Raw genomic sequence first — 22788 nt, 5'->3', positions numbered from 1 at the left:
CGCTCCAATGTTAAAGATACACCCCCTAATACAACAACTCAGCAAACTTCGGGAGTCTTCCAAGGAAGCAGTAGCCGACGCCAATGTTTCTCTTGATGATGAATTAAAGAATTTTCTGCACATAAAACGATCGGTGGAGACCGAACTTCAGACACTCATTACCCATGGATATGAGCAGCAGAGTTCGGTGTTGATCATGGTATGTGGCAATGTAGGCGATGGAAAATCCCACCTGCTTGCAAAGATGAGGGAGTCCAAGAAACTCAGTTCGGCTCTAGCTGCATTTAAGATCTATAATGATGCGACCGAAAGTTTCAGCCCCAATGAGACCAGCAACGATAGTTTAAGAAGGATCTTAGCACCATTTACAGATAAAAACCTTGAATATGCCCAGGAGAAAGTTATTCTGGCCATCAATCTGGGGACACTTAATAATTTTTTAGAAGCATGGGGCGAAGAATTCTCCTACCTTAAAAACTACGTGGCGCGTCATGGTATCGTTGACCCTGAATTAGTGGGGACCCTCAGCGGTCAGCCTCAGGAAAGACATTTCAAGCATGTAAACTTCACCAATCGCCACTTTTTTAATTTGGGCGCCTCGGGGGCGCTTACAGATCCTGTCGCGCAGCTCCTGGCCAAGATCGTACAGCAGGATGATTCAAATCCGATTTTCAGGGGATACCTAGCGGCGACAGCAGAAAACTGGGCACCATTTGATCCGGTGCTTCATAATTATCAGCTTCTCTTTCAGCCCATTTATCGTGAAGTTATCGCACAGTTGATCGTGATCTGTATCGTCAAAGAAAAGCAGATCATCTCCTTCAGGCAACTGCTCAACTTCATCTATGATATTATCGTTCCCTATCAGTTGAGCCAGATCGATCCCAAGAAGTACGAATACGAAATTGCAAAAAAGGACGTCGAGCAGCGAATTTCCTTTTCCCTGCCATATTATATATTTGAGAATCCCAGGCTTTCCAGGATTTTTCACAACCTGAGTTTGCAGGATCCGGCAATTAGGCGTTACGAAAAAATGGACGACCGAATCGTATTGATGTTTACCGAGGTCGATTCACTCAAATGGCTTCAGGAAAACTATACCGATATTTTTCCTAAGATGAGCGGTTTTGAGGCCGATAAGAAAGTAGACGATACAATTATTTCCAAAGCCTACCTGCGTTATGAGTTTTTTGCCAATGCTCAGGAACTTCGCTATAAGGATGATTATTTCCAGGAATACCTTACCTACCTATACGCCTACAGCAATAATGACAAAGATGGTTTGCGCGGAATCATAGAACTCATCAAATCAGCTACCTATTCCTGGAACGGAGGCACGAAGGCCAAGAAAAAAATCATTGTGCCCAGTGAGGTTAAAAACTCAGCCTATCGCGTATTCAAGCACCTTGACCTGAGGGGGATCTTGCCGGAGGATGGTGAGAAGATTGCCCGTGCGGAAATTCATGAATTCAGGCAAGACCTGTTGCTAAAATTCAGCACCAAGGACAACCCGCCTGAAAAGCCTTTCGAGATTGCCATTGATTATTCCCTGTTCGTTGTGCTAAAAAACGTCGCGCTAGGTTACCGCCCAAACAAGGTTGACCGCTACACCTACATTGGATTTGATCGCTTCGTTGAACAGGTAACACTACATGCTATCGAGGAAATGCCGCTTTTTGTCGACCAGATCAATTTTGGCAAGCCGCTTGACTATGTGTTTGAATTCAATGATGAATATAACGAATTTACCTTTACCAAAACCAATAAGTCATGAGCCGGGACATAGAAAAAGCGTTCAAGGGTTATGTAACTAAAAAAGGCGAGGAATACTCCCTCAAGCACAATCCGGCTACTTTTTATAGGTTATTTCCCTATACGACCAAACTCGAAAACAGTAGCCTGGAAAAGGTGGACTTTACAACCTTTGACGGTATTATCGGCCATTGCTATCGGGCGATGACCAAGGTGGCGCTTCCTGAAGATCTCCCTGAAGAGAGCTACAGCGTGAGCCTGAAAAATCGGGTAACCGAGCAGGTGCTAAAAAAAGTCAAAATGGAAAGTGATCTCAAGGACCGCTTCATGACCATGATCGATTCCATGTTTTTCAATGGCGAGGAACTGGCCAAGTTCAGCCCTGTGGCACAAGCCTATCTTTTTTGGAAAAAGCGTATACCTGGATTGATCAATATTGCAGATTTTATATATGAAATTTTCATTAGCCCTAAAGTGGTCGCAGAATGGTCTTCGGTAAAGGGGTTCAACGAAAATATTTTTCATACCTTGATCAATAACGCCCTTCCTGGACTAACTCCAATTAAGTTCAAGAAGGAACAGGCGCAAAACCAAAAGGAACATTACCGCAGGCAGATACCCGGAATTATTGCCCTTTTTGAACAGGACTTTCATTACCTGTATACCTACGATAAACAGGGCTTTTTGAAAGAAAGCGACAAGCTCTTCAAATTATACTATTTTCTCTACGTTAGCCAGCTCGGCCTTTTACTGAATAACTTTTTTGAGGACCATGGGGACATCAAGCCGCTTTACTTCACCCTGGAGACAGAAACGGTGTCCGAAAACAGAAAAACCGTGAAGCAGGGATGGCGGTTTGTTGAACCAAAGATTGCCAACCTGATGTCCCATTCGGTCGCATTGGATATCCTGAACCGCATGGAACTTGGAGGCGAACAGGGCTACAACTACACCGAACTGATGGAACTCATCGAAGGCTTTGAAGAAGATGAAAAAGAAGTCGTGCTCGCTGATATGGATAGGTTGATCGCTTTTTACCAGAATGCAGTAGGACCGGAGACAAAGAGCTGGGCGGATTTTCTTCCAGAAAAGGAGCGCATCGCAAAATCCGCAAGATATGGTCATTTTGAAAAGAAAATCCGTGAATTCTTTCAGACAATCGAATTTCAGTTCGAGCATTCGACCAGAAAGTCCAAACGAAAGTCCTTCGCGAGCTGGTTTGTCTTTTTCTGCAAACAGAACTTTTTAAAGAACCGGGGCCGGAATGGATATGTGTTCAATCTCACTCAGGAAATGCTCATTTTTATGACCCGTATTTGTATTGGAAACCGGCCAAAGATCCGGCTGAATGAGCTCATGCAGGCCTTCCAGAACCGAGGGATATACTTTGATGATTCGACCAAAAAGGCAATGATCGATATCTATGAGAAAATTAACGTAATTGAGAAAAAAAGTGATAGCGGAGATGCCCAATACATTAGACAAATTTTATAATTATACGGCTGAGGCCATCGTTGAATTCTTTTCCAATATCCAGCCATTGGTAGCCGGTGAGCGTTATTATGTTCACCTGGAAGATGAAGCTGAACTCTCTGCGATGGTCAACCAGCTTTTGCTGCTTAAGGAAGATCAGAGCGAAGAATTTGAGTTTGTGGCCAGCGAGGAAGCGCAGCCCTACTTTGCTAAACTGATCAATTTTCCACAAGCTAAGCTCTTGATCGCCACGACCATTGCAGCCACGCCAAATTTTCTGACATTGATCAGAAACTTGGTTGCTGGCCAACAGGATGACTTTAAGGGGACTGCACTGGTTATGTTCATGACCGGCCAGCTCGATAGTCTGACCGAAGGCTGCAGTGACCTTACCAAGTCAGATATGCCATTGGCTTTTAAACGGTTTTCGGACACCTATCCAGATCGGGTAAGCGCAGCCTTCGCTGGGATGACTGATAAAAAGATTATTCTACTTGATGCCTACCAGTCCAAGTTGAAGGAATTCCGTTCGGACGAGCTCAATATTTTCGATTTTAGTAACATCATCGCAATTCTACAGTCCGGAAATTTTTCACTCATGGATTGGCAATTGCTTGGGTTGTTTCCTCATGCGCACTTATCCTCCGTTCATGACGAGGATTCCATTCGGGCCAAAGTTTTTAAAAACAAACAGTATTTCGAGAGTATTGAATTCGCCGTTAATTACGGCAACATCGATACCGATCTAAAGAAAATTCTTAAGCCTGAAGGTATCAGGAGAATAGAAGAACACATACAGGATGACAGCTGGAAGCTTATCGATTATGAAGATCTTAAAAAATTCTTTATAGAGGAAACCAAGGGAACTCCGGTCGACTTTATCGGACTGGATAAAAATAATCATGAAGAACATATACAGCCTTGGGGCATCGTCGACGAAAGAAACAAAAGACTTCATCATCTTTTACTATTCAATACCACACAGGAATATCCGTATGTTCAGGATCTCATCTTCGGCGCTTCGCTGAAAGGAGAATTGAGCGTGCCTGTAGATGCTGCAGACCGAATATCGGTACAAAAAGTTGGCAAAGTAATCAGACTTACCGTCAGGAAACCATTCTACAATGAACATTTTCTCACCTTTACCTATACAGATCATTTAGTTAAATCTGCTAAATTCCGTTTTAGGGTATGGTCGGTGGATGGGAATGACCAATTTTTAAGCCAGTATTTTACCAGGTATGCCATCGGAACCAACGGAAGACTCGAATTGAGTGAAGACAATGGCGTGCTACAAATAGGGGGGACTGATGAAAATATTGAAACAGAAGTGCTGGAAGCAAATGCTGCATGTGAGGTTGTCGACGGTGAAAATAGACGCTTATCATTTGCTGGCTCGGAGGATGATACCATTGATTTTAAGCTGTTATATCGCCACCAGGAATTTAGCTGTACCATCAAGCAGGTTATTGTTAGCCTAGACCCGATCAAGGGATGGAAAGTATGGCAAGATAAGCGTACAGGCGAGAAAAGCTTTCGGTACAGTTATAATGTAGCAACAGATGTACTTAAGATCATTAGCCCCGAACAAGAGGAACGGAGCCCTTCTACAGAGTATAAGAAATCTTTAAAGCTTGAGCTCCAGATAATGAGCAAAATTGCACACTGTTGGCAGCAGTCGGAAACAGACTTGCTCATACCAATGCAGTTGGAGCTGGATGAACAGCTGCTTTTGGCGTATCAGGCATATTATGAGTATATTAACAGTAATGGGGGGCTGCCCAGTCTGGTTTATTTGGATGAAAAAGGCAGAGATCTCGGCCGCGCTTACGTAGACCTTTTTACCCAGCAGGTTAATAGCATAGGAGTGGGGAACATGCTTTCCGAGCTTTCAAAGTCAGAACTCATCAAGCTCGGTGCGGTGTACGAGTATTCCAGCTCCCAAGTAATTAAGTTCAGTCCGCTGCATCCGGTAATGGTTGCCTATCAGCTAGAGGTATATCAATCGGTTGGAACCGATAGCCTTTACGATGCGATGTTAAAAAAGCTCACTCCTTTGAACCTAGTACCTTATCTCTATTGGACCAATCCAGGTGAAACTGAGCGAATGCTTTATGCCAGTAAGGAAAATATGCATTCTCCGGAATGGCAGTTTTACAGTAGTGACCTTCAGTTCAAGCAGTTTTCCGGCCGGGAATTCATCCGCGATCTGGTAAGTGAGAAAATAGGAGAGTTTGTTAAGAACTTTTCATTTCTATTCAATTTCGATAAGCGTGCCCCGTTGCGTATCAATGTCTATAATATGGGAGAGTGCCTACATGTGCTACAGGGTATTTTCGATTTTTATAAAGAATCTATCTTGGGCGGTGAATCGATCTTTGATCTGCGCCCGATCACCCTGTTCCTCCATGGCTCAGAAAAGTTCGTCACCACGTTTGAGCGGATGTCGCATCTGATCCAAAAAGAAGATATCATGGGCTCTTTCGAGCTGTCGACCAATAGCCAGCGAATTGATATCGAAGAGCTGATCAACGAATTTCGAAAAAAAGTGAAATACTTCGCACTCAAAGATGGCGAGGAGCCACAGTATGGTCATCTTACTTTTTATCAATTTGATAAAACGGGAACTGAACTGACCGACCGGGAACATGCGAAGATACCAACAGGTTTGTCACTGAACGGGCTCATTAACGACTTACCCTCGTTCTACCATGATCACACCTTTGTAACGGGTTTCGGTACCCGCTCGGCGGATACCGAGAGCAGGCTAGCCGAAACGGTTCTTTCCTATAACGCGCTAGCCCGGGTAGCTTTTTCAAAATCACTTTTTAAGGCACAGGAAGTGGTATGTACCACATTGGATACTGCTATTAAGGCCAATCTGCATAAACTATATGATCATTCCCAGTGGGTGGTTTTCGTGGATCCGCAGTTTGACCTGACGTTTTTCAAGGATGATAGCGATCTAATCATGGTGCACTATAGCGATCAATATAGTAATGCTAGTGGCTTTGATGCTATAACTGTCAGCAATAAGGCAAATCAGTATTCCAGTCTAATCGGCAACATTCTCGATAAGCAGGAGGTCAACTATGGTAAGGAAGAAATCCGTGGCATCATAGACCTCTTCAATGGAATCAATGGCCAATGGTTAATTAAGATGATCGGAAAAAAGGATGACACCACTCGCAAGGAAAAACTGAGCATCCCGGCAGCCTTAAAAGTATCACTAGCCTATTTCGACCATCCGGAAATTACCTGGATCCCGATTTCGCTGGAGGAAATATTGCGTATTTCCGGCGGAGCTGGACTAAGCCAGAAAGAAGGCTTGTTTTCGGCAAAGAACTTGGGAGCTAAAAATGAGCATTCCGATGATTTGTTATTAATTGGACTTTACCAGGTCCAGGGTAGACTCAAAATGGAGTTTTTTCCAATTGAAGTAAAAATAGGAGTGAATACCGGTGATACCCTAAACAAAGCGCATCAACAGGCCAGTAAGACCAGAAAGCTAATTTACGACCGTTTAAGTGTCACCGATAAATTTGAGGCAAAATTCTACCGGCTGTTCTTTGCCAAACTCGCCTTAATCAATGCCGGCAAAATGGCCCTTTACAATATCTGGAATGAGAAGGACTGGGGACTGGTTACCGACACGTTCCGCCATCAGCTCATGAACGATGAATTCGATATTAGTGATTCGTTAAAGGAGTATATTGGTGAATATGGCGTAATTGCCTTCACAAAGGCACTCGATGACATTTCCTACAAGAGGGAACAGGACGGAACCGTGATCAAGTTATATGAGAAGGACGCTTACCATAATCTGGTGAGGGGTGTTTCCGCTATAAAATATACTGCGCTAGAAGAGCCCAACCCAATGAATGCCTCAGACTTCTTGATCAATCAGCTCAATCACTGGCCTCCAGGTAGGGAGGATGAAGATGTTGCTGTAAAGCAGCCATTAGGGAACCAAGAAGTCGACCCCGTTCTTCCTGTGGAGACATTACCGGTCGTTTCTGTACCCGTAACATCGGTGGAACAACCAGCAATCAAAATCCAACTGGGATCACGCCTCGCAGATGGCTATCCTCTAGTTTGGTATCCTAATGATACTTCGAGAACAATGCACACCAATACTGGTATCATCGGTACAATGGGAACAGGTAAGACACAGTTCAACAAATCGCTAGTTACTCAGTTAAGCCGTGCCGGCGTAGACAACGTTGGTGCGAAGAAAATAGGTATATTAATTTTTGACTACAAGGGCGATTACCTGGACAAAGAATTTATTGAAGCCAGCGGGGCAAAGGTCTATCAATTGCACAACCTACCTTACAACCCTCTTGCGATCGACGTGGATGAAAATTCTATGCCCTTACTGCCATTGCACGTTGCATCTACGCTGCAGGAGACCATTTCCAATGCGTTCAATTTGGGAAACAAGCAAAAGGCATTTTTAAAGGAAACCATCATGGCGGCATATGCCGAGAAAGGGATCTATAAGAATTTGCCGGAAAGCTGGACCAATACGCCTCCGACCATCTCGGACGTGTGTGAACTGTATCTCAACGATGATAAGGCCGCAATTGACAGCTTACATGCCGCGTTGAAGCAGTTGCATGATTTTGAGATCTTCCAGCCAGATGGTAGCAAAACCAAATCACTTTATGATCTGATCGACGGGGTGACAGTCATTAAGCTTACTCCATATGGCGCCGATATACAGAACCTGGTGGTTGCCATCACGCTAGATGCTTTTTATTCTCAGATGCAAAAGCATGGGCACAGCAAAATTGACGGCAATTACAGGCAACTTTCCAAAATGATCCTGGTCGATGAGGCCGATAACTTTTTGAGCAAAAACTTTTTGTCTCTGCGCAAGATATTGAAAGAAGGTAGGGAATTTGGTGTGGGCACAATTCTCTCCACACAGTTTTTAAACCACTTCTCTACCAGCGAGAATGAATACGATCAATATATCCTGACCTGGATCATCCATAGGGTGGCCGATGTAAAGATAAAGGATATCGACTCTCTATTCTCTGTGGAGGAAAAGGATAAAAAGGAAAAGCTTATACAGACTATCAAAAATCTTCAAAAACACCAAAGCCTAGTGACTTTAGGTGGATCGCTTCCGCTAGTTATTGAAGATTTGGCTTTCTGGAAGCTTCTAGAAGAGCAAAAAGATTCTATAAATTAAGTAAAAATAAATGGTTAGCATATGTTTGAAATGAGTTTATCAGAGACACCTGAATTCTTAGCCTATCTTTGGGTCAAGAAACGGTACGAGCTTTTAACCAGTATCCTGATTCTTTTCGTTTTGCCAACTTTTCCTTATATCATATTATCAGTTGAAATGCTTAACAGGCCATTTAAAGACCAACTGAATTATTTCGGTGATGGTAGCATGATTTCACTTTGCATAGGAATAATTTGCACCTATTTCGGGAAAACGCATGATTTTAAAACAGTAGATGAAAAAAATAAACATAAATTATATAATGTTATTGCGGTGCTCATCTATTTTGCACTGATATATCTTTTTATGGAGTGTCAGAAGACGAGCCCCAGGACACAACTTTTTATCTGGGTCATTGCCGGTGTCTCGTTAGTGGTTCTACTGTTTACTTCCATATTTTCGTTAATGCTGAGTTTCGATGATTATCCTGACTTTCAAAAATATAAGGAGCAGTCTAGATTAAAAGACACAGAGCAAAAGATTGTAGGTGAGTCAAATAGTAAATCAAAGATTAAGGTATGAGAATAGAGATAATTAACGGAGAAAAATTTGGATTTGTAGTCGGTTCACTCGTTAGCCAGCCAATTGGCGACTTTTTTGTCTGCAGTATGGGATGGTCTGTGCTCCAAGAAATTGCCATTAGCAATCCCCGTATGCTAATCGCAAAAGATGAAAATGGAGTGGAAGAATATCGTGGCATACAAAGGCAAGTGACCGATCAGCGGAAGAAGGATATAATGGACTACATAAAAAGTCCGTACGCAACTTTCCCGAGTTCTATTATTATTAATTTTCCGTCAGAGTTTTTAGATCTCATACCCTTAAGTATTGATGTTATGGGATTAACCAAGTTAGAGAACTACCATAACGAGCCTTTAGCGCAACTTGTGCAGCCAATTAATGTAGAGGCCTACATTTTATCCTTTCCAATTCGAAACGGAATAGCACAAATTATTGATGGTCAACATAGGTTGGCCGCTTTCGAAAATTTTGGCAGTGTAATGGTATTTGATTTGCCGGTAACTATATTTATGAATCAAACTTTGGAGAGACAAGCTGAAGTTTTTGCAGTGATAAACGGAAAACAAACAAGAGTAAGTCCAAGTTTGGTTTATGATCTTTTTGGAATCACAGAAAAACCTACGCCATATAAAGTAGCCAATGATTTAGTGAAAATGTTAAACGAAAGCGTAGTAAGCCCCTTGAAAGAAAACATAAAAATTTTGGGTAAAGCTAATGATTTTTACAAAGGGGTAATAACTCAAAGTACAGTCGCCCAGAATATCATCGCATTGATTTGTGGTGCAATCAATCAGGCAGAAAAAGACAAACAGGATGTACTAAAAGAACAAAAACTAGACAGCATACCCACTTTAACCAAGAAAAAAGCACCTCTGAGGATATTTTTCCTGAACAAGGAATATGAGCTTCTTTTCAAAATAATTGTCAGTTTTTTTACCGCAGTTGCAAAAACTTTTCCTGAGGAATGGAATGATGAAAATAGCGTTCTCAAAAAAACAGTGGGTATGAATGCCTTATTTAAATATCTAGCATATTTAAGTCAAATCGGAATAGAACAGGGTGATCTTACTCAATCTTTCTTCGAAGATCAAATTTCGGTTAAATCCCATATTAATTTAAAAGACATACAATTGAGTAGTAAAGGAATTAATCAGATTTATAACCAACTGGTTGCTGAGTAATATTATAGTATAAGGTAGCTAAAATATCGTTTTTAAATTAAGAGAGGTGCTCAATAAAAAAATAAAATGACACTTTGATTCGATCTAACATAAGCAAAGCCTACCCAAGTAAAATTGAGCAGGCTATAGTCTTGTTTATTCCATAAAAAACTTTCCAACCAGGGCTAGCTCGCCTTACAGCTGTTTTCCTTCTCTGATCATCCCAAATACATAAAAGGAATTGGTCGTAGAAATGTGGATTTCTTTCTGATTTTTTTGCTTAAAAGTAACCTTAGCCGAAAAGTCATTATCCTTTTCAGAATCTTGTGCATTATTAGCGACGCTAACTGTTATCGGTACTTTTAAGGATGCACTCAATCCAGCACTGACGCCACTTTTGTATAGAGCGTCAGCCTGGAAACCACTTACCTTGACTACTTTAGTCACAATCCTTAGCTTTTTATTGAAGACAAGATCAGCGTAATATTTGATATCTGGGTTATTTGAGTTCTTGGTTAAATATCGAATAAAATCAGATTCCCTAATGTAATCAATCTGCCATTTTCCACTGGTCACTGTCAAAGAGTCATAGCTGTTGATTTTCGCTCCCAGACTGTCTGGCATACCCTGGGCAATGATTCCCGAGAGCACTGCATCAAGAGAAAAGTCTACAGTCTTAATTTTAGTTAGATCACAATTGTTTACGCTCTCACCTTCTACGGCAAATTCTGAAAAATCGCTTTTTGGAATCAGATATTTAAGTTCGGTCTTAACGTTAAAGCTGTTGTTAACGATTCGCTTATCGATAATAGTTCCAAGATACATATTACTAGATGGACCTAGGTATAGCAAGTCGTTATTGATAAGTTTCTTATTTAAATTATCCGATTCGTAACATCCTTTCAACATCGCCATCCAAGTGTTTTTTTGAGAATTGGCAGCACCTGATATAGCGAACGGACCTCCAGTGGAAACGTTATTCAGATCATAGAGTTTGTCTTTGACCACGTTGAGCGAATCGCTGTTCACATCAACAAATTCATACTTAATTTCCTGTTTGCAGCTAATTAGTGAGCTTAGTGCGAGTGAACAAATTAAAACTAGATTTTTTTTCATATTATTTAAATTTGGTTATATATGTTTTTTCCGGTCAAATTGAATAATGGCGGCTTGTTTTAATATGTTTTTCCCTCGATAGTCAACTTCAAGTAGACGGAATTTATAGTCGATATTTTTATATGTAAAGGCAAAGGCTTTCCCTTCAGAAAGTAGGATGTCATCTTTTATGATTTCAGCGGTGTATCGATTGGAAATTCTAAATGTTGCCCGGCCCTGTTTTCCACTTACATAGTTGCAATCAATCCTAAATTGGTCTTTCATTGTTTGGTAACCGGATTTTATCCAAAATGAAATCTTGTCATTTACGAACTGGCTGTTAAGTAGTTCGTTTTCTAATGCACTCGGTTTTTCATAAGATTCGTCCATTACAGATCCTGCCCTAGCACCAACCAAAGGATCGAGATACTCCGAGCCATGAGAACAAATGAAGGCATCGAAAACTATCCGGGGGTCTTCGATGAGAGCATAGTCCATCCATAAAAAACCATTATCTCCTTTTTCTGAACCTTGCCAATCCATCACCTTGAAAGCATTCCGCTCGTCGTTATAGCCTACAACGAGCATGGCATGCATCCTGTTAGATACTGGATTGCCTTTTTTCGTCCATTTCCCACTATTAAAATCCATTGCTGCATCATACTCACTATTTAGAAAAACACTAATACAAATGGGATGAAATGGCGTATCAATCAGTATGGCCTTAAAATTATCCTTTGTACAAAAAGGCCGCTGGAATATTTGGATTTTATTTTTTCCGGCTTCTGAGAGCATCTTGTATGTTGGCATATCAGAGCAATTGTTGCGAACTGTATTCTTAGACATTAAAGGAATTCCACGATCACGCACAGTGAGAAAAGCATCAATATAACTGATGCCGAATTTACAATTGCTCTTGAATGGGTCGGCATATTTACTTTTGGAGATATTGAAAACGAAAAATGGGTTGAATTGTACTAGTGGTTCCTGCTTTTTGAGAAAAAAATTATCGATATTTCTCTGTATCGTTATCGCAAAACTGACAGAAAAGGCTGTGCAGGAGAACTGATCACCTTGAGTAATGGTATTCCAATCCTTGGCGAGATACTTCTCAGTTAAGTCAAATTTACGAGTATTCGCTAAAATAACCTGCCGATTAGTCTGAGGATTTCCTGGGGCAAGATACATAGTTATCCTGGAATCACAATCTCGTACTAATCCGCCTTGATTCAGCGAGGCCAGGGTATCCAACGTGTTTTGTATTGTGTCGGTCTGGTTTTGCGCAAATGCGGCCTGGTTCAACATTGAACCAATTACTACAGATATTCCTATTAACAATGCTTTATGGAAAAGTTTTTGGAGCATAGTTTTTGATAATTTAGATGAGATGTTTATGTAAAAATAATTGTTTATATACTGAATTTCAAATACTTAAATGTAGGTATTTTTGCAAAATCGAAATTAGGTTGAAACAAGATTGGATTAATTCACTTCTCAGATTCAATTAACTATTATTCTATCGCTCAAAAATCCCAATAGTCCGTTTAAGAAATAATAAAAAAATTAAATTTAGAATTCGCAAACCACAAACGTTATGCATAATATAATCAAACTATGAGCGACATAAATAAAAGCACGAAGGAAGACATCGCACATGCGGTTGTTAAAGCTGGACTTGGCAGGATCCCTATACTTGGTTCTGCTGCAACAGAACTTTTCGGTTTAGTTGTACCCCCCCTTGACAAGAGACGACAAGAATGGATGAATGACGTTGCTGAGAAACTAAAGTTATTAGAACAAAATAATCAAGTCGACTTCAAAAGTCTATCTCAAAATGAACAATTCGTTGACACAATAACGCAAGCCACAAGCATTGCAAGAAGGACAAGCGAGCAGGAGAAAATAATCGCTCTAAAAAATGCGGTTACAAATACAGCTCTCGAAGAAGCTCCAGACAAAACAAAAAGTCAAATTTTTTTTAAATATGGTTGACTCGTTTACTTTTTGGCATCTTGCAGGATACGATCAAACTATAGAAAGGTTTTAAACCAATATTTATTTACGCCTATTTTTATTACTAATCCAGCTTTTTCAAAAATCTGGCCAACTGTGCTAATGTAGCAAGGAGTACCTTTAGGACCAGCTAAACCTGGATAGATGGCATGAAAAATGTAACTTGTGTATTCATTATTATTCTTAAGACTAGCATTAAACAAGTTTTCTATCATAGAGATTGGTACATCAATAAATTTATTTTTGCCAATTTGTACATTATAACTTTCCATCCCCATAAATCGTCTAGAGTTGCTGGTAGAAGGGGGAACTAAGACAATCTTTCTCCCATATTTTGATGTCGGTGCAAGAAAGTCATTCTGCTTAACTTCGGACAAGATCAGTTCTTTCGCGAGGCGCCATGTTATATTCATTTCTAATAAAGTTTCGTTTATAGCAATAAGATTAAAAAGAAAACACCAGGGAAGAGCGTTAATTAAATAACAATTTACGTTTTTTTAGTATATACTTGAACATTGTGTCGAAATTTGTATTTGTTTAATATAGCCTAGGTTCAATTTTTCTATTCGATTCCATGATTAAAGTGGTCTTACTTAATTTATTCAGGATTTATAGCATAACGCTGTTGAATTTTAATGAGTAGTTTTTTCTTGTGAAAATCACGATGTGAATCAAAAAATACTTTATTGCTGGCATTGTAGATATTGCACGCTTTGCCTTTTAAGCCTTCTGTGTATAGGTTTAGTTCTATTGAATTGTGGTCTTCTTTTAGTATTTCAATATTACCCATTTGGTCTACGGTTAAATAACCTTTTTCATAAAGCATATCGCAGCCAAGGTAGCATGCGGCCATTACAATAAAACGATTAATTCGTTCGGTTTCTGTAGCAAGTGCTCTTCGCTTGATATGAGCCACTGCTAGTAGATTTGTTGGGAATTTTCGACCACAGATGGCACAGCTCATTTCAGTTTTATTATGAAACAGAAGTTGTTTTAGAAGTAAATGTTCTCGTCTGCTTTTGGTTTGGGTATATAAATCTTTTTGGCTTTCTAGCTCGGCGAGTTGCGTTAAAAGGTTTTCTTCAGATTTATTATTATGACTATTTGGATTGGTTTGCCTTAAGATTATTGGTGGTTTTATTTCTTGCCTCATGTATTTAATTAGATAGGCAATTTGGGCAGAGATAACACCACTACGTTGGAAATAATCATGTACATCATTTTCTGAATTGAACTTTTCCCAAAATTTTGGGGAATACGCATTAACATGAATATTTTTTAGCTTATTGATGAATGATAAATGCTTCTCCTTCTTTAGTAAACCAACGAAGCTCTCCTTGAAAATAAAAATGTTCTTAGTCTTATCTCCTAGAATGTTAATCAAGCTTTTTTTATCAGGTTTGTGCCGGTGGTAACTTAACCGCTCCATAAGGGTAATGATATCCAGTGGATATTCCTCGCGCTCGAGTAAACGTTGACAAACCCGCCAGTAGTCCCCTGAAATGATATCTAATTTTTCATCATCTAGCCATTCGCTCAAGATATAAGTGCTGGTTTTGCCGTAAGCAGAAAAGAGGGGATTTCCATTAATTGTGCTGCGGATGGATGAGCGCCTAAATGTTTCGCCCTCCCTTTTTTCGAGCGCTTCAATGATTTGGTCGATTTTATAGCCTTGTCTTTCTGGACCAAAGTCATGAAAAATATGCATAATTTTTTCCAATAAAGTAAGTCTTTTAGTTTTTGGCAGTAGTAACCCCTTATCATTGTAATAATTGTCCCCAATTTCCTTGGTTATCAGTTTTTCTAATATTGATGTTGCAGAGGTTTCTTTAGGTATTCCTGGTATTTCTTCGAAATACCATATATCTTCAACCTTTCTAGAGGGATATGGCCTGAGCTTGATTCTATAGAGATTTACAATGGATACGTAATCTGTTTCACGATTACTAACTAAATATGCCGATTTCCATGATGGATTATCATCGTCACAAACATAGTTGTAGTCGGTGTTAAATAGACTGAAAATTCTAGTAATAAATTTTTTAGTGAAATCTGTTTGATTTTCTTTATTAATGCTAATGGCAACATCTTCGTTCACCTCAATAATAGAAGAGTTTAATGGAAGTGTCACTTCTTCTATGAAATCAATATCTCGAAGAAAATTAAACTTTTTATTGAAGTCACATTTAAATTTAATTTTATTGGTTCTGATGTGCTCTCTAGTATAATTTAATCTGATAGCTATGGTTTCTAAGTCAGTTTTAGAAGAAGACGCATAATAGTCAAAATGATATTTACACAATTCAGAAAGGATATTATGATATTCACCACTATCGATGTAACGGTAGGTTATCATAATATCTATTAACTTGAAAAGTCTAATCTTTCCATTTTGTTGTCCAGCCCAAATGTTATTTAAGTGCTTATCAGTTATTTTAAAACGGCCAAGTTTGATCTGAAGCGATGAGAATGTTTGCATTTGGGATTGTTAATTATAAAATCATTAAAAATTTTACTAGTTCTATTAGTTAACCAATGCTTATAGACGAGCGAGTTTAACTTATGCTGTCCATTGGGACTAAAGCTTCCGCAATCGGTACATCTGCTAGGGCCAAATTGAAGCTAAGTAACTTTTTTTTTTCAACCCATTGAATTTCATCATGGTCTATTAACACAAAATCAGCTTGAATGAACTTACAGCCGTAGGCTATAAGTTCAATTTGAACATTCTCGTATTGATGAATAATGGTTTTAAAATGTTTGTCAATTTCAACCTGCATTGCAAGCTCCTCTTTTAGTTCTCTAATGAGGGCGTCGCTTTCTGATTCATTAGGTTCAACTTTTCCGCCTGGGAATTCCCAATAACCACCAAGAGATTTCTCAGCTTTTCTTCTGCAGAGAAGTATTTTGTCTTCCTTAAAAATAATGCCGCAAACAACTCTAACTGTATCCATGTGCAAGGCGATGATAGACTAGATTTAATATATCTAGTTTATGCTTTTCCTTCAAAATTAACTTTCCAGCGATATCTCCTAATAGATTAAATTCATCTGAAATAGAGAATAGTCCTTTGTCAAACATTACATGATGGTTAGGGCACAAACATATTAGGTTGTTTGAGTTATCATCCCCGTTATGTGGTTTGCCTAGAGGTTTGATGTGCGCGCCTTCGGCATAGCGGCCAACTTTGGTAATGATCGTTTCATTGCATATCTGACATTGGTAATTGTAGAGCAGCTTGACCTCTCTTGCTATTTTGGTGTCACGAACTATTCTTAAAACGACGCTTTCAATTCTTTTTTTCTCTTTAGTCGAGTAGTCAAGCTCTATTTCTTCAGTAGTTTTCCTACCGGGATTAATACCTGTGTATTCGAGCTTGTATCTGCAGATTTTAAAGCCGCTTTTACCGATCTCCTGCCACGCGCCTATTACACTGTAAAGTCCTGCGTACTTATAGCCTTGTTTTGGAGAAAATGGGCTTCTGTGTTTTGCTCCCCTAATTACTCTTACGGGTAACCCTTCATCCATGCTTTTTAATAATCCAGCGTTGCCTCGGTTATTCCAATCTTGGTCTTTAGTTTGCCTTTTACTGTCGCCATCGTTGCCACCAGCTCCTGTATAAATGATTGTATCGCCAAGATCCACGTCATCATAGCTCCCTGAAAGTACAATGGCGGCAACACCTGTTTTTCCTGTTCCATCTATTCCTCCTGCCCAGTTTCTATGGAAACTGTCCTTCATCATTATTCTTCTATCTTCAAATTGATAGCCTTCTGGGATACCTTTTATTTCTCCAAATATTATCGGCTTAGTCATGAAAAGTTAGCGCTTAATTTAGTTGTTCTTTTTAAAATATGAGCCTGGTTAGCGAAGATGCCTTCTAAGTGGATTTGGTAAATAGAAATAGCTTATTGTAACATCAATTCAATAATAGGGGGGGAGTTTGTTTTTCTATACATATTTCATAAAACGCTCAACAAACTCCCTACTTCTTTAACCATTTCGGTTATTTGCTTTTCTTAACGTCTTCGCCTTTACTACTTACTCCAATCACTTGGATTTAATAAGCTTCTGATATCTATTATCAGGAATTCTGCAATTTTATTAAGGTCTTCTATTGATGGTTGTTGCTTGTTTTGGCACCATCGTGAAATCGTTTCTTCTCTCTTATCAAGGTGTTCGGCCAATGATTTATTAGAAACTTTCTTCTCCGCAAGTATCACTTTTATCCTATTCAGATCAGCCATTTAATTATTTATTGATTTTAATAGTCAATATTTTGATTTTAATAATCAATTGATTATATTTGTTGTCAGTTATTTATAGCGACAAACAGAGTTAGGTAAACCTGGCTTTAACGATGTCTCTCATGAAACGAAACCGTCAAATTTCCTCCATGAGCCGATCGTGAGTTCGCCTATTCTATTGGATATTTATATCTTTGATATATTGTTCAATAGGGCGAATTTCATGTAAGCCTTTTGGAGGGCTCAGATTCTTATCTGAGTGGGTTCTTGACGGTACCAGTTTCAAAAGCAGTGAAGTTCGCCCTATTGGTTTTCCAATCCGGTTCCGTCTTTCGCCTTGGGTCTACATCGTTTTACATAAAAATTAACCGTTTATGAAAACGAAAAAATTAAGCGCCATCAAAATGATTCACCTCCAGGAAGTGATTCGTAATTATTCCCTACAACTACTATTAAGGAACGTTATCTGTTCTCCATCGTAATACGTGCCAGAATTCCAAGTAAAAAGATAGCCCAAAAGAGCAGAGGTCGATGTGTAGAGAGCACACAAAGTCCCAGCGGCTTAATTTAGCTTGGTGCCAGCCCTTTATTGCTGTTTAGGCAAAGGTGCATTGCAATGGTTTTTCGCAATCCCAAGGTAAGTATCTTTTTCCTAATAACAAATACGGTTTACCGTAACTGCATATTTTTTATGCGGGAGGGCTGGTTATTGCCTTATACTTTCAATAATTAATTACCCTTAATTCCAATCCGTATGTGCCTGATAAAGTTTTATCTATTCGACAGGCTTTACGCATTGAAGCCAAGAAATCCAGAGTGATAATATATGTAGAATATGATAAGCTAACCAAAGATTTTGTGGGTTATGATGTTTCGAAAGTTCAGGCGCCAGATCGGATAAATGGTATGCTGCTTAGCGAAGAAGACAAGTCGGCTTTCAAACGGGGAAATTTGCTCGAACTTGCTGACGGAACTAAAATCCAGCACAGGGCAAGTGAACCTAAAGGGATAATTTCTGACCGAAAGGCATTAGTGCTATCGGTTTTGATCGATGGCGGCATTAGTTACCTACTGCTCCGAGGCATCAGATCACTGAGTGAAAATGTAGATCAGAAAGACCACCTAACGCCAGCCTTTAATTCAGCACTTGCAGAGATGGAAGGGGTGAAAGTGTCAAGGCAACGCGAATTTGGAATGCCTGAATTACCGGTAGAATCTACTATGAGAAAAGTTGGAAGATAAGCTTAGTTAACAATAAATTAAAAGTCATGGATGAAAATAATTATGAATATTTGAAAAAATCATTGGATTACCTTGGTTTTGGTACCCATTTAAACCAGGTATTGCATGAGGCAATCAGAAAGCAGGATATTTCCTTCTCTATCGGTTTTAACCAGCGTTACATTCCCTCGGAATTCAAATCAGATCCCAATAGAGGGGTTGATCAGATGCATTTTGAACTTCGTTTCAACAGATCAAAAACAGGGGATGCATATTTTCTGAATGCCATGGAAGCAAAACTAACAAGATACAATGCTACCGAGCCAATTCAAAAGCGCTTTGAACTGGATAGTAGAAACCGTATTTCTGCCCTTCAAGCCTATAAGCTTCTTTGCGGACAGAGTTTTCGCAAGGATATTTTCGTCCTAGATCTCAACGATTTGCAGGAGAATAAGAATAAAAGAGTAGCCGTATGGCATAAACTCGATTTAAAGGTTACCAATAAAGATGGTGAACATCCAATGAAATTATTTTTTCCAGAATATGGATTTGATTTGGAAAAAACCTTTAATAGATACCCTTTCGCAGATTTGCAGGATTCAGATAAACGGGAAGCAGCCATCAAGGCACTGCTTTTCGGGAATTTAATCTCACTGAAAATGGTATTGGATGGCAAAACGGTGCCCGTATATCTGTCGGCTGACCCGGAGTTTAAGATTTTGAATCTTTATGATGAGCATATGCAACCAGTGAAAAGCGAAAAAATTTTTCCAGAGATTGCTATCCCTCAAAACTCCCCGCTGAGTTTTTCTGCACCTGTTGATAAAAATCAGCCAGAACTGGAATCCGAAGTAAAAATAAAAAGATGAATCAGCTTACAGCCTTGACCGATGCCGTAGTTGGAGGACAAGCGCTAGCAATTAGACCTATGTTCCCAATCAATAAATGCCTGCTGAAAAATCATAATAGAAAAGTCCTACAAGTCTCTTTCGCTAGCGAGACACACATTTTGATATGGAAAATAAAAATTAATTGTTTTCTATAAATCCATAAGTCATTCATTATTAATAATTTAAATAAACCCCTTCTAACTCCAATAGCGATGACTTATAGCCTGCAACCATTATAGTAAATTTCGTTCAATTTTAGTGTGGACTTTTTTTCGAAAGGTCAGCTTCCATCTAAAATAATATATCATGATAAGGCCGTCGCTTATTGGAAGAATCTACGTTTGGGTTGACTTTGTTACGGCATTAAATTAAATATGGGTTGATTTTATTACAGTTGGTATGGCGTTTACACGGGCAATTACGAAGGATTTAATGAAATAGAAGCAAAATAGCTTCAGGAAACCTTTAATAGTCAGGGGTGCAAGACAGGTTGGAAAAACTACATTAATAAAAGATTTTCACAACACTTTAGGTATGCCATACTACTTAATCTCGAGAAACCCGAACATCACCGTTATTTCGAACAATTCGATAATGTTCACCTAATAGTTGAGGCTTTATTTCTAGCATTCCAAATTCCATCAAAAGAACAAGGAAATACGCTATTATTTATTGATGAATGTTTTGCAGTAAAAAAAGTCAGTTGTGTACAACAGATTTATAAAAGTTAGTCTTAACGTTGCCTCAAGTTCAGCCCTGGTTTCTATGGTAATGAATGTATTTTGACTCAAATCTTAAAAATAAATTTATCTTGTAATGATAATATCCCCCAATACCAGCATATCCATTTTTGTTCTTAAAAAACAATCTAAAGCTTCCTGTGGAGAATTCACGATTGGTTCATTTTCATTAAATGAGGTATTTAACAAAATTGGAGTTCCGGTTTGCTCATAAAAACGACTGATAAGTTTATGGTATTTTGGATTGTGCTCCGCTGTAACAGACTGCAATCTGCCGGTGCCATCAAGGTGCGTAACCGCCGGAATCTCGGGTTGTTTCTCTGGTTTTATCTTAAAAACCTTTTCCATAAAAGGCACATCATCACTTGCCTCGAAGTAATCGGATACGAATTCTTTTAAGATAGAAGGTGCAAATGGTCTGAAAGATTCCCGGCGTTTTATTTTACTATTTAGAATTTCCTTAGCCGATTTATTTCTCGGGTCGGCCAAAATGGAACGGTTACCCAATGCCCTCGGACCAAATTCTGCTCGGCCTTGAAACCATCCAACTACGCCATCTTTTGTTAAACAATCGCAAACTGATGCAAAAAATTCATCTTCTGAGGGTTTAAGATATTCGATGTTTCGTTGCTTTAACAGGTTTTCTATGTAGGCGTTTGAATAATGGCTACCCAAATAGCCATGTGCCATAGGTTCTGTTCGCTCAAAACCTAAAGTTTGGTTGTAAACCCATAAGGCAGCACCAATTGCTGTACCTGCATCATGCCCTGCAGGAGGAATATAAACATGTTTAAATTTAGTGAAAAATCTAATTTTACCATTTGCCACTGAGTTTTGAGCAACACCGCCGGCAATACAAATGGAATCTAATCCGGTAAATTTCTGTAAGTGATTTAATATATGGAACAAAACATTTTCTGCAACTTTTTGAACGCTTGCCGCGATATCTTTATGTTTTTGGTTAAGCGGTTCATCATACTTTCTTGCTTCACCAAGCAATTTGCATAGCTTTTCTGAAAAAACAGATTCCATAGCCGGAACGCCGTTCTCCCACACCATTTTTACACCTTTTTTAGTGTGTTTAAAATAACTTAAATCAAGTTCGAACAAGCCTTTAGGTTTTAAACGAACCAGCTGTTGAAGCTCCGCCTCGTATTTAGTTTCACCGTAAGGCGCCAATCCCATAATTTTATATTCATCACCGTAATGTGGGAAGCCGAGGTATTGGGTTAAAGCTGTGTAAAATAATCCCAAAGAATGTGGATAGCTAACGGTGTCGATTACCTCGATTTTGTTTTCTTTTCCAATGGCAGTCATTGTACTTGTAAAATCCCCAAAACCATCAATACTTAAAATAGCAGATTCGCTATATGGCGATGCAAAAAATGCACTCGCTAAATGTGAACGATGGTGCTCTACGTTGTGTATTTGCGCTTTTAATTCATTTGGTTTAAGCTCAAAATGATTAATGAATTCTTCCTGGATACTTTTAGCCTTTTGCAGATTACGCATCCTGTCGACTATATTTTTTAGGCTTAACCGGTTTTTAACTGCGGTTAAAACTTTTTTGCTAAAGTTTGCTTTTGGGTCTCTGGAAATGGCAATATGATCAACCATTCTGATATCAATTCCGGCTTCTGCTAAACAAAATTTTATAGCAAGCACAGGGAAACCTGCCCAATGTTTTATACGGGTAAAACGTTCTTCTTCTGATGCGGCAATGATAAGCCCATCTTTGTAAATGCAGGCCGAAGAATCGCCGTGATATGCATTAATGCCTAAAATGTACATTTTTAACTAAGCCTGATTAACTAAAAGTACCATTGGCTTTTTTATCAATAGTCGGTTCCTGCAGCTTCTTAATTCTTGTATTTTTCCTTATCCAAAAGAAAAGAATAACAAAAATGATGATGTAAACAATTACGTTAAAAATCTCGTGATGGTATTCGAAATAATTCCGCTGGCTTTGGAAATAACCAAAAAGCAAACCTAAGCCGGCAATACGTAGAATGTTTAAAATATAAATGGTAATAATGCCAATAATAAGCATCTTAAAAGTTTCTTTCCAGCTCGCCGGGAAGGATAGTACGAAAGCGGCCAGAAAACTCATAACGCCTAAACCTAAACAAGAATAATTTATTCGCAACAGCGGACCATTAACCACCATTACATCCATATCATTATGAATTGCATAAAAACCAAACAGCTTAATTATCCAAACGGCGGGAATGATTAGCGCATTTTTTAAACCTTGTATATAATCAAAATTATCGGCTATGGTAGCGTTGTAAAATCTACCTCCAGGGCTCATTACACTGTTCATGAACAAGTTGCCCTGGCTAAATAATATGTATAAAATAAATAGGGATATGATGAATTTAATGGCTTTTTTATCGGCCTGTTTTTTTGCTGCTTTGATTTCTGCTTCGTTCATAT

Annotated in this window: 18 protein-coding genes; 9 read left to right on the top strand and 9 right to left on the bottom strand. The window is 39.0% G+C overall.

Going from position 1 to position 22788, the window contains the following annotated elements; all coding sequences use genetic code 11:
- Nucleotides 1-7 precede the first annotated feature (7 nt).
- From dptF to LUA90_RS04080, 5 genes are read left to right on the top strand one after another with little or no spacing between them, the layout of a single operon-like run.
- Entirely contained in the window at nucleotides 8-1774 is a 1767-nt protein-coding gene (dptF, locus tag LUA90_RS04100; protein ID WP_231490321.1) for a DNA phosphorothioation-dependent restriction protein DptF, read from the top strand.
- A complete protein-coding gene (dptG, locus tag LUA90_RS04095; RefSeq protein ID WP_231490319.1) occupies nucleotides 1771-3246 on the top strand; it encodes a DNA phosphorothioation-dependent restriction protein DptG in 1476 nt (491 codons plus the stop codon). Before dptF ends, dptG begins: the two co-directional genes overlap by 4 nt.
- On the top strand, nucleotides 3194-8425 hold the full coding sequence (locus LUA90_RS04090; RefSeq protein WP_231490318.1) for a helicase HerA domain-containing protein: 5232 nt from the start codon (nucleotides 3194-3196) through the stop codon (nucleotides 8423-8425). Before dptG ends, LUA90_RS04090 begins: the two co-directional genes overlap by 53 nt.
- 30 nt (nucleotides 8426-8455) lie before the next feature.
- Nucleotides 8456-8986: a hypothetical protein gene (locus tag LUA90_RS04085; RefSeq protein WP_231490316.1), complete on the top strand. Its 531-nt coding sequence runs from the start codon at nucleotides 8456-8458 to the stop codon at nucleotides 8984-8986.
- A complete protein-coding gene (locus LUA90_RS04080) occupies nucleotides 8983-10167 on the top strand; it encodes a DGQHR domain-containing protein (protein WP_231490314.1) in 1185 nt (394 codons plus the stop codon). Before LUA90_RS04085 ends, LUA90_RS04080 begins: the two co-directional genes overlap by 4 nt.
- 174 nt (nucleotides 10168-10341) lie before the next feature.
- Here LUA90_RS04080 and LUA90_RS04075 read toward each other — a convergent pair whose 3' ends face one another.
- Together LUA90_RS04075 and LUA90_RS04070 are read right to left on the bottom strand one after the other, a co-directional pair.
- Nucleotides 10342-11262 carry a hypothetical protein gene (locus tag LUA90_RS04075; RefSeq protein ID WP_231490312.1) on the bottom strand — a complete coding sequence of 307 codons (921 nt, stop codon included), beginning with the start codon at nucleotides 11260-11262 and terminating at the stop codon, nucleotides 10342-10344.
- Nucleotides 11263-11277: 15 nt separating this feature from the next.
- Nucleotides 11278-12606: a hypothetical protein gene (locus LUA90_RS04070; protein ID WP_231490311.1), complete on the bottom strand. Its 1329-nt coding sequence runs from the start codon at nucleotides 12604-12606 to the stop codon at nucleotides 11278-11280.
- 249 nt (nucleotides 12607-12855) lie between these two features.
- Here LUA90_RS04070 and LUA90_RS04065 point away from each other — a divergent pair, with 249 nt between their 5' ends.
- Nucleotides 12856-13233 (top strand): hypothetical protein, encoded by a 378-nt coding sequence (locus LUA90_RS04065; protein ID WP_231490309.1) that lies wholly within the window; start codon nucleotides 12856-12858, stop codon nucleotides 13231-13233.
- 38 nt (nucleotides 13234-13271) lie between these two features.
- On the opposite strand, the gene LUA90_RS04060 is transcribed toward LUA90_RS04065, so the two are convergent.
- The 5 genes from LUA90_RS04060 to LUA90_RS04040 all read right to left on the bottom strand — a co-directional run bounded on the left by LUA90_RS04060 (nucleotide 13272) and on the right by LUA90_RS04040 (nucleotide 17501).
- Complete coding sequence (locus tag LUA90_RS04060) at nucleotides 13272-13667, bottom strand: hypothetical protein (RefSeq protein ID WP_231490307.1); 396 nt, start codon at nucleotides 13665-13667, stop codon at nucleotides 13272-13274.
- A gap of 185 nt (nucleotides 13668-13852) precedes the next feature.
- Nucleotides 13853-15733, bottom strand: a complete 1881-nt coding sequence (locus LUA90_RS04055; RefSeq protein WP_231490305.1) for a hypothetical protein — start codon at nucleotides 15731-15733, stop codon at nucleotides 13853-13855.
- A gap of 76 nt (nucleotides 15734-15809) precedes the next feature.
- The gene (locus LUA90_RS04050) at nucleotides 15810-16208 is read right to left on the bottom strand and encodes a (deoxy)nucleoside triphosphate pyrophosphohydrolase (RefSeq protein WP_231490304.1); all 399 of its coding nucleotides are present in this window, start codon (nucleotides 16206-16208) and stop codon (nucleotides 15810-15812) included.
- Nucleotides 16195-17070, bottom strand: coding sequence for a YDG/SRA domain-containing protein (locus tag LUA90_RS04045; protein ID WP_231490302.1), 876 nt, complete (start codon nucleotides 17068-17070; stop codon nucleotides 16195-16197). The genes LUA90_RS04050 and LUA90_RS04045 overlap by 14 nt, the downstream gene beginning before the upstream one ends.
- A 221-nt stretch (nucleotides 17071-17291) precedes the next feature.
- Nucleotides 17292-17501, bottom strand: a complete 210-nt coding sequence (locus LUA90_RS04040; protein WP_231490300.1) for a helix-turn-helix transcriptional regulator — start codon at nucleotides 17499-17501, stop codon at nucleotides 17292-17294.
- Between the two features lie 756 nt (nucleotides 17502-18257).
- On the opposite strand from LUA90_RS04040, the gene LUA90_RS04035 reads away from it, so the two are divergent.
- From LUA90_RS04035 to LUA90_RS19545, 3 genes are all read left to right on the top strand, one after another.
- Nucleotides 18258-18743: a DUF3945 domain-containing protein gene (locus LUA90_RS04035; protein WP_231490298.1), complete on the top strand. Its 486-nt coding sequence runs from the start codon at nucleotides 18258-18260 to the stop codon at nucleotides 18741-18743.
- A gap of 26 nt (nucleotides 18744-18769) precedes the next feature.
- The gene (locus LUA90_RS04030) at nucleotides 18770-19591 is read left to right on the top strand and encodes a hypothetical protein (protein ID WP_231490296.1); all 822 of its coding nucleotides are present in this window, start codon (nucleotides 18770-18772) and stop codon (nucleotides 19589-19591) included.
- Between the two features lie 489 nt (nucleotides 19592-20080).
- Nucleotides 20081-20218 carry a hypothetical protein gene (locus LUA90_RS19545; protein ID WP_370635302.1) on the top strand — a complete coding sequence of 46 codons (138 nt, stop codon included), beginning with the start codon at nucleotides 20081-20083 and terminating at the stop codon, nucleotides 20216-20218.
- Nucleotides 20219-20418: 200 nt separating this feature from the next.
- On the opposite strand, the gene LUA90_RS04025 is transcribed toward LUA90_RS19545, so the two are convergent.
- The gene (locus LUA90_RS04025) at nucleotides 20419-22143 is read right to left on the bottom strand and encodes a carbamoyltransferase C-terminal domain-containing protein (protein ID WP_231490295.1); all 1725 of its coding nucleotides are present in this window, start codon (nucleotides 22141-22143) and stop codon (nucleotides 20419-20421) included.
- Between the two features lie 16 nt (nucleotides 22144-22159).
- Nucleotides 22160-22786: an exosortase Y gene (xrtY, locus tag LUA90_RS04020; RefSeq protein WP_231490294.1), complete on the bottom strand. Its 627-nt coding sequence runs from the start codon at nucleotides 22784-22786 to the stop codon at nucleotides 22160-22162.
- Nucleotides 22787-22788 lie beyond the last annotated feature (2 nt).

Source organism: Pedobacter sp. Leaf170, assembly GCF_920984665.1.
GTDB lineage: Bacteria > Bacteroidota > Bacteroidia > Sphingobacteriales > Sphingobacteriaceae > Pedobacter.
Note: the sequence above shows the minus strand (reverse complement) of the source record. Positions and strands in the feature narration are given on the sequence as shown.